Genomic DNA, 10,423 nt, shown 5'->3' with positions numbered 1-10,423 from the left:
TATGTGGCCTTCAGGATAATCGACAGGCGGTAGGGTATCGGAAAAGACAAAAAAATCGCTATGGAGGGTGGGCAACCCACCTTCCATAGCAAAATCAATGAGAAGACATTTCCAAAAAATCTATCCGTGTTATACCTGGAATTAAAGAATTTAAGAATTTGAATTATTTTCCTTGACATTGGCCAAAGAAAGTATCACTTGCAGGCGACAGGTTGCTGGAACCTTTAAGAAAATACGTTTAATTAAGAGCAATGAGAAACGTGGCGGAAAATGTTCAGATAGTAAAGGCGGAACTGGGCGACGAATCAGGCATGGTGGGGAGCGCCGCTTTAGCCATGATGAATCTGGGGGTTTTGAAATAGGGCTGAAAGATTCTAAAGAAAATTCTAAAGAAAGAAGGGGGATAGAACTAATGGGTAAAAAAGCCATATGCATTTTGGTTATATTGGTTTTCTTATTAACCAATTTGTGCATACCGGTTTTTGCCATGCCTTCGGACGGCGTAAAAGAATGGGACGGCAACCCCGAGAAGTTTGAAGTAAATACTGAACCACCCCATGCCACATTTATACCATTTGCCGATGTAGAAACGGCCCTTGAACGGGACAGGGAAAAATCTCCGTATTACATGTCGCTCAACGGCCTCTGGAAATTCCACTGCTCGGACAATCCCGCATCAAGGCCCGCAGATTTTTACAAAGAAGACTATGACGTGAGCGGCTGGGACGAAATCAAAGTACCGAGCAACTGGCAGCTGGAAGGCTATGACTACCCCATATATACCAATATCACATATCCGTGGAGAGGGTATGAAAATCCAAGCCCGCCGAAGGCGCCTACGGTGTATAACCCCGTAGGGTCTTACCGGCGAACCTTTACCATACCCGAAAGCTGGGCAGGACGAGAGGTATTTCTTTCCTTCCAGGGAGTCAGCTCCGCTTTCTACGTATGGGTAAACGGACAGGAAGTCGGGTACGATGAAGACAGCTTCACGCCATCTGAATTCAATATCACGAAATATCTAAAACCCGGGGAAAACACCCTGGCGGTGGAAGTATACCGCTGGTCGGACGCCAGCTGGATGGAAGACCAGGACTTTATCCGGCTGAGCGGCATATTCCGGGATGTATATCTTTATTCAACCCCGAAGGTGCACATAAGGGATTTCAGGGTCAGAACCGATCTGGACGATCAGTACCAGGACGCCACATTGAATATAAAGGTGGATGTAAGGAATCTTGGAGCGGCAGAGCCCGACGCATATAAAGTCGAGGCGATGCTCTACGACGCGGCGAAGCAGCCGGTCTTTGCAGAGCCCGTAGTGATGGATGTAGCTTTTAACGGACAACAGGAAGTTTCGGTGGAAAAAAATCAATTTGTGGAAAATCCGCTGAAATGGTCGGCGGAAGAACCGAATCTGTATACTCTGGTATTGAGCCTGAAGGACTCCACCGGAGCGATAACGGAGACAGCCGGCTGCCGGTTGGGCTTCAGGGAATTTAAGATTGAGAACGGGCAGATGAAGCTAAACGGCAGGCCCATAATGTTCAAGGGAGTCAACCGTCATGAAATCGATCCGGATACGGGAAAGACCATGACCAAAGAAAGAATGCTCGAAGACATCCTGCTGATGAAGCGGTACAACATCAATGCCGTGCGCACCTCTCATTATCCCAACGACCCCTACTGGTATGACCTGTGTGATGAATACGGCATCTACCTCATCGACGAAGCCAACCTTGAATCCCATGGTGCGAGCGGCACGTTACCCAAAAGCGACCCGAAGTGGACGGCGGCGTGTATTGACAGGATGAGGAGCATGGTTGAAAGGGATAAGAACCATCCGTCGGTGCTGATCTGGTCTCTGGGCAACGAAGCCGGAAATGGAGATAACTTCGGGGCCATGGCCGATTGGGCACGCCAGGCAGACCCCACCCGCCTCATACATTATGAAGGAGACAACCGGTGGGCCGATGTGGAAAGCCGCATGTATTCCAGTGTTGAATACGTGGAAAGTTACGGAAAATCGGGGAATCAAAAGCCCTTTATCCTGTGCGAATACGCCCACGCCATGGGCAACAGTGTAGGCAACCTTTACCAGTACTGGGATGTGATGGAGAAGTATCCAAACCTGCAGGGAGCCTTTATATGGGACTGGGTGGATCAGGCTTTAAGGTGGCCTACGCCGGTAAAGAAATCCTTATTTGATAAAAGTACAAACCAATTCAAAGCAGAGATGTTCGGTGAATTGCAGGATGGCAAAGAAGGCAAGGCGTTAAAAGGATACGCCCTTCTGCCCAATGAACCGGCATTAAATATTACAGGCAAGGCTCTGACCCTGGAAGCCTGGGTAAAACCAGAGATTACGAACACCGATAACGTTATTATTGCCAAAGGCGACAGTCAGTTTGCCCTGAAATACACTTCCAATTATCTTGGGCAGAACAGAAGCGTCATAGAATTTTATATTTACGATAAAGATATACCGGGGCAATGGACGCAGTGGGTGGCGGCCGTAACGGATGTGCCGACGGATTGGTTTGGGAACTGGCATCATGTGGCGGGAACATATGATGGTACAATGTTAAAGCTGTATATAGATGGAGAATTAAAAGCTGCAAAAGAGACGACTGCAAAAATTACGGAAAACACATATCCCGTAGGCATCGGCCGCGATGTGGAAAGGAACAGAAGCTTTAACGGCCTGATAGACAAAGTGCGCATCTATAACAGGGCCCTGAGCCTGGAAGAACTGAATAACGATACGCGCTTGCCCGATGAAAACACGGTACTGTGGATGGACTTTGACGAAGTCCGGGAAGAAAGCTATGAGCAGAAAGAATATTTCGCTTACGGAGGAGACTGGGGTGATAACCCGAATGACGGCAACTTCTGTGCCAACGGCCTGGTTTTTCCCGACAGGACCGTCCAGCCCGAGCTTTATGAAGTTAAGAAAGTATATCAGAACGTGGCCATAAAAGCTGTGGATCTGGTGAACGGTCAGATAAAAATCGAAAACGAATATCTGTTCACGAACCTGAACGCTTTTAATGTTACCTGGAAGCTCATGGAAGACGATAAGGTTATAGATGAAGGAGAGCTTCCGCGCCTTGATATAGAACCGCTCACAAGCCGGGTAGTGACAATCCCCTTTGAAAAACCGCAGATGAAACCCGGTGCGGAGTACTGGCTGAACATCAGTTTCACGCTGCCTGAAGCTACTTCATGGGCCCCGGCCGGGCATGAGATTGCCAGGGAGCAGTTCAAGGTGCCCTTCGAAGTAGCTGATGCGCCGGTACTGGATACATCGGAGATGCCGGCGCTGGACGTCGGTGAAGCCGATGAGGAAATAACGATAGAAGGACAGGATTTCACTATAGTGTTTGATAAAGCCAAAGGCACCATATCATCCTTTACCTATAACGGTAAGCAAATACTGAAGGAAGGGCCGGTGCCCAATTTCTGGAGGGCGCCCAACGACAACGACAAGGGCAACGGCATGCCGGGCAGAACGGCCACATGGCGGTATGCGGGGAAAAACAGGCAGATAAACAATGTCACCGTCACAAGACTTGCGGACAATATTGTACGGATTACCGTAAATGCCACACTGCCCACTACCAGCCCGTCAGACTATAAGACAACATATACCATTTACGGAAGCGGCGACGTGGTAGTGAAAAACACACTGATACCGGGCACGGGCCTGCCGGAAATACCCGAAATAGGCAACATACTGACATTGCCGGAGGAATTTGAAAACATCACATGGTACGGGCGCGGTCCCCAGGAAAACTACTGGGACAGGAACACCGGGGCAGATGTGGGAGTATACAGCGGCACCGTAGACGAACAATTTATTCCCTATCTTGAACCGCAGGAAACGGGAAACAAGACGGATGTGCGCTGGGTAACCCTGACCAATGACGAAGGTGTGGGACTTCTGGCGGTAGGCATGCCATTACTGGAAGTCAATGCATTGCATTACACGCCCGAAGACCTGTCGACGGCAAGCCATCCGTATAAGCTGGTGCGCCGGGATGATATCACCCTGAGGCTCAACTACAGGCAGATGGGCGTAGGCGGGGACAATAGCTGGGGAGCCAGACCGCATCCGGAGTTTACTCTTTATGCGGATAAACCCTACTCCTACAGTTACAGGCTAAAACCAGTTACCGCGGCATCGTCACCCATGGTATTGAGCAAGCAGACAGTGACGGTAGATGCGCTCAAAGGGATCAACATCGACGGCAAGCCGCTATCGACCTTTAACACGGATGTGCTGGAATATAATATACCCATATTGCAGGGGACCATAAAGGTGCCGGTCGTGGAAGCTATCCCCTCCAGCGACGGAGTAGAAGTCGAGGTAACCCAGGCCGGGAGACTGCCGGGGACGGCCATCATCAAGGCAACCTCTGAACTGGGTATAACCACCACCTACATCATTAACTTCTACGTAGTACCCTACATATATCTGTCGGATCTCGACTGGGTAAGCGCCACCTGCGGATGGAGGACGGTGCAGAAGGATAAGAGCGTTGAGGGCAACGCGTTAAGACTTACGGATGATTCGGGTAAAGCGGTCACCTTTGAAAAAGGCATTGGAACCCATGCTAATTCTGAGATTATTTACAATATTGAAGGAAAGGGTTATGACATTTTTGAATCCTACATCGGCATAGACCGTGAGATAAATAATGGCAGTATAGTATTTCAGGTATGGCTGGACGGTGAAAAGGTCTATGACAGTGGTGTAATGAGTAAAAGCAGCACACCGGCGAAGTTTGTAACCATTGATGTCAGGGGCAAAAAAGAATTAAAGCTGGTAGTAACCGACGCAGGAAACGGCAATGCAGAAGACCATGCCGACTGGGCCGATGCCAAATTCAGGAAACTTGAGGATACGGTGGCCCCAGGAGAAGTCATAAACGCCGCCGTGACGGCAGGCGACGGGAAGCTTACCATCACCTGGACCGACCCCGGAGATGAAGACCTGGCCACGATAAAGATATCCGGTGAAGGCGACACGGTTATGGATGCGGTATATGTAGACAAAGGTGTCCAGACCGCCATCATCGAAGGCCTGACCAACGGCCGGCGGTACACATTCAGGATAACCACCATAGATACATCGGGCAATGAATCGGAAGGAATCATCGTAAGCGGCACTCCGGGGGAGGAACCCGTGGCGGAACCCGCCGTGACGCTGACGGGCCCCGATACGGTGCAGGCCGGAAGTGAATTTAAACTGAACATAGGCCTGAAGAATGTGGCGGACAGCGTATATTCAAACGTATACGCCGCAGACATCACGGTGGAATACGACGAAGACCTGTTTGAACTCACAACCTGCCAAGAGGCCGGCGACGACATCATAATAGCAGAAGTATATGAAGAAGAGCCCGGCAAAGTGAGAATACTGCTGGCCAGCACCCGGGCCATAATAGGCGATGATGCGGCACTGGTCGAGCTGAACTTCAAAGCAAAAGACGTAAATGAAACGGCGACGGGCACCGTGAAGATTACAAAAGCCGAACTGGGCACCGCCCCCGAAGGCGATGTAATCGAAGCTGCGACCACCGGCAAGGGCATCACGGTAACCAAATATACGATACCCGGAGATATAACCGGAGACGGAAGAGTGAATGTAGGGGACCTGGCAATGGTGGCGTACTATTACGGGGCCGAAGCCGGAGATCCCAACTGGAATGAAGCCAGAATCTGCGATGTGGCTGGAGAGGAGGGGGAACCCGACGGAGAGGTAGGCATCTTGGATCTGGTATATGTGGCCTTCAGGATAATCGACAGGCGGTAGGGTATCGGAAAAGACAAAAAAATCGCTATGGAGGGTGGGCAACCTACCTTCCATAGCAAAATCAATGAGAAGACCTTCCCAAAAAATCTATCCCTGTTATATCTGGAATTAAAGAATTAAAGAATTTAAGAATTTGGATTATTTTCCTTGACCTTGGCCAAAAAAATCTATTTTGATGAGATGGTCATGGATTTTCTTCTTTATATATTTTACCACAAAAGAAAACAAAAGTCGACAAAATCTAATTAAAGATTTGGCGACATTACAGGAAATTGATATTTGCGAAGATTAACAATAGAAAGAAAAGCAAAAATTTGACAAAAGATTGGGGGGAGATACTGTGAATAAAAAAATAATAAAAAGAACGTTAGCTATGCTTCTATCATTTATCTTGGTTTTCAGCGGCATGGGATTTTCAGCTTTTGCGGAAGATACGGATTCATCATCGGTTATGGAAATTAGTAATGGCGTGTTATCGGTCTCTTATGATAAAGACACTAACAAATTTACCGTATCCGATCCAGTAAGCGGTGGGGCCACTTTCCTGAGAGAGGGTCAGTTTGCGGACACCGGAGGCACCCCAACCGTCGAAACCACCAGCGACCCCACCTTTGGCTCCGGCAAGTCGATCAAGATCACTTATTCCAACGGCGACATTGACTATATCTCACTTTATTCCGATATACCCTATGTGTTCTTCAAATCGGTAAAGTTCAACAACAGCTCCTCGGATATTGTTTTAAACCGGATCAACACGGTTTCAGCCAGTGTGGATCTGGGTGTCGAATACAGCAAGTTGGTAACTTTTGGTACGGGCGGGCTTTATGCGCCGGATAAAAACCCCGGTAGCTATGTATTTCTGGCGACAGTAGATCCGTCTACCCGCAAGGGGGTAGTCGGCGGGTGGTTGACTCAGGATCGGGGCAGCGGGGTTATTTTTACCAGTATCGAGAATAACCTGGTCCGTTTAAATCCAAGGCTGGATTACGGTACACTGCGCATCCCTCCTGACTCAAGTGCAACGACCGAGACATTTGTCATAGGGTATTTTGAAGATGCGCGCTCGGGTCTGGAAAGGTTCGCCGACATGATTGCTCAGGTTTATAATATCAACCTCCCGCCTCAACCAAGCGGCTACTGCACCTGGTATTCCGATAAGCACGGCGGATCCAGTGATGAAACTTATCTTGAACAACTGGCGGACTTCGCAGCCCAAAACTTAAAACCATATGGATTTGACTTTATACAAATCGATGACGGCTGGCAGGAGGGTATCAAAGATAATGGCCCCCGCAAAAACTTCACCACCCACAGGCCCGATGGCCCATATCCCGGCGGCATGAAGGCGATTGCCGACAAAATTAAAGCCAGGGGTTTAACCCCCGGCTTGTGGTTCATGCCCTTTGCCGGAAATCATCGCGATCCTTATTTTGCCGAACGCCAGGACTGGTTTGTTAAAAATCAGGACGGCACACCGTATGAAACCTCCTGGGGCGGCACCTCCCTTGATATGACAAATCCGGAAGTCAGGCAACACGTAGCAGATGTCGTAAATCGAATCACCAACAACTGGGGCTTTAAATACCTCAAGATGGACGGCCTGTATACAGGCATCGGGGTAAAACAGGTTTACGTCAATGACGCATATAAAGAAGATAATATGGGCGATGCTGTATTTTATGATCCAAACAAAACTAACGTCGAGGCTTTCCGCGACGGCTTAAAACTTGTCCGTGAGAATGCGGGAGACGACGTTTTCTTGCTGGGTTGCACCGTAGCACAGAACATGCGAACGCTGGGGGCTGCTATGGGTTTGGTGGATGCCATGAGAATTGGCCCGGATAATGGTGCGGGATGGAGCAGTTTGACCAGAGGACCTAGATATGGATCACGCTTTTACTTTTTACACGGAAGAGTATGGTACAATGACCCAGACCCCGTATATATACGAAACAGTATGCCATTCAATGAGTCGCGATATATAGCCAGTTGGGTGGGTGTTACAGGTCAGATGACTGTAGATAGCGACTGGCTGCCGGATGTAAATCCTGATCGTTTGGAACTTCTAAAAAGGATTATGCCAGCTCACGGTTTAAAACCGCGACCGGTCGATATTTTTGAACGTGATATTCCGCGCATATGGCTTCTCGCCGGTGATGGAAAGGATTCTCAGAGATATGTAATCGGATTGTTTAATTCTGATGACACTGAGATTAATATTTCTGAATCGCTTGACAGAATAGGTATTTCAGGGAATACCGTTTACGAAGCCTATGATTTCTGGAACAATAAACTGCTGGAGCCGATATCCGGTACCCTTGATTTATCGGTTCCCGCTCATGATGCCCGTGTGATAGAAGTGCGCCCCGTTTCCGATCACCCGCAGGTAATAAGTACTTCACGCCATATAACACAGGGGATGGTTGATCTTGCATCAGAAACCTGGGATAGCGCTCACTATACTTTAACCGGGGTTAGCAGGGTAGTCGGAAATGATTCTTATGAGCTTAGAATAGTAGCAAGAAATGGCTGGACTGTGCAGAGTGTTCAGGTTTCAGATGCTGACAAGGGCGCGGGAGTGAATATTAACTATAATCAGGTTGGAGATCTTATTCGTGTGACCATTAACTCTCCAGTTAATCGTGATGTCAGCTGGAGTGTAAAATTCACCAGCATCAAGAACGTTGATATTGTAATAAATGATGGTAACGACAATGGCACAGATACAGCAGAGGTAGCTTTGTATGTATCACCGGTTGATGCAACAAATAAAAATATAAAGATTGAAGTGGAGAATCCGGCGATAGCCACTGTTGAAAACATTACCTATGATGAGAGCACCGGTATGCACCGGCTGATAATAAGAGGCATTAAAGGTGGAAAGACTGCCATAAAAGCTATAAGCGAAGAAGATCCGGCATTTTTCGCTACTTGCAGGGTTAATGTTTATGATGCATCAATTCTTGTTAACTCTATTGAACTAAGTGAAACAACTGTTGAAATAAAGGTTGGCGGGAGCAAACAGCTAATTGCGAAGGCAATACCTGAAGAAGCGTTTAATAAAGAGTTAATTTGGATAAGTAGCGATGAAAATGTTGTCAGTGTCACCCAAGATGGTATTATAACCGGTAAGTCAATTGGTAGTGCTACAATTAAAGTACAATCTGTAACTAATCCTGCAGTTTATGCAGAATGTAAAGTAAATGTAAGTAAGGTACCTGTAACCCAAATTGTTATTTCAAAGCCGTCTGTCATTGGTTTAAAGGTCAATGAAACATGTACATTACAGGCAAGTGTTTTACCGGATGATGCCACAAATAAATCATTAATTTGGGAGAGCAGTGATACTAATGTTGTAATTGTGGACAATAACGGTAAAGTTGTTGGGAATAATGAAGGAGTAGCATATATTACAGTAAAAAGTGTTGATAACCCTGAAGTGTATGCTAAATATGCAATTGTTGTGAATAACAATAATTGGGAGCAAATGATTGAAGCTGAGAGTGGTACAATAATTGGAAATGCAACGATAAGAAGTGGCAGCAATTTCTCCGGCGGTAAAAAGGTAGGATATGTCGGCAGTGATAGTTCCAGGAATGGAAAGTTGCAAATTGATTTTACAGTAGAAAAAGATGAATATTATGCGATAGATGTTTATTATGCAGTAAACGGAACGAGATATTTATATGCACAGGTGAATGACATGGATCCTGTAAGATTAGCATGCACAGGTTCTAGTGCTAAGTTCGACTATCCTGAGAAAAATCCTGTAACAATTGTTGTGCCTTTAAAGAGTGGTACCAATAGATTGCTATTTTTCAATAACTCCGGGTGGGGACCAGACTTGGACAGAATAACAATTTCGAAGATTCATGGACAGAGATGTACAGTGACAAACTATGAAAAAATAGATGAAGATGTTACTGTTCTCAGAACAAGTATATGTTCGGGTAATCCATTGGAATTGCAGGATGGTGGCTTAAATGTTATGTATGATGTCTATAAAGGAGACGACATATATACCACATTAGCATTGCCAGGAAATTGGAGTGGATATACAGGTAAAGTTGGGCAGGTATTATATAGTAAAGACTATATTACCTCATTTAGTAAGAAAGACTTTTCAACGGAAAGTGGTGACTATTATACGGTTGTAAAAGCCGTATATGATGGAGCTGAGGTATTGAGTGAAAAAATATTCTTATTTACTACTACTGGGGTTTCAGATATTGAGATATTACCATCAACATTAAATCTCTCGAAGGGCGATAGTGCACAATTTGATATTATAATAAAACCTGATGATGCTACAAATAAAGATGTTAAGATAAGTTCGAGCGATGAGACAGTAGCAATAGTTGAAAATGTAGTGTATAACGAGGATGGTTCTATCTCGGTAATTATAAAAGCTATAGGATCGGGTAGTGCAATAATTACAGTAGAAAGTGCGGCAAATTCATCCTGTAAAACAATGTGTATGATCAATGTAAGGTCGGAGGAACCCGTAGCGGAGCCCACAGTGACCCTGACCGGCCCCGATACGGTGCAGGCCGGAAGTGAATTTAAACTGAACATAGGCCTGAAGAGCGTGGCGGACAGCGTATA

2 protein-coding genes are annotated in these 10,423 nt (G+C 46.6%); both read left to right on the top strand.

All coding sequences use genetic code 11. The features are described from left to right. Window positions 1-412 precede the first annotated feature (412 nt). Window positions 413-5,818: a glycoside hydrolase family 2 TIM barrel-domain containing protein gene (locus ACKX14_RS15160; protein ID WP_422449137.1), complete on the top strand. Its 5,406-nt coding sequence runs from the start codon at window positions 413-415 to the stop codon at window positions 5,816-5,818. Window positions 5,819-6,158: 340 nt separating this feature from the next. Beyond that, a partial coding sequence (locus tag ACKX14_RS15155; protein ID WP_422449135.1) for an Ig-like domain-containing protein occupies window positions 6,159-10,423 on the top strand: 4,265 nt, incomplete at its 3' end.

The sequence above is a fragment of the Thermorhabdus hydrogeniformans genome, assembly GCF_049310025.1.
GTDB lineage: Bacteria > Bacillota > Thermosediminibacteria > Thermosediminibacterales > Tepidanaerobacteraceae > JBJYKD01.
This window is presented reverse-complemented; position numbering and strand designations above follow the sequence as displayed.

Bases quoted from the DNA above. Each gene is read 5' to 3' on its own strand.
- ACKX14_RS15160 (WP_422449137.1), top strand. From the start codon at position 413: ATGGGTAAAAAAGCCATATGCATTTTGGTTATATTGGTTTTCTTATTA.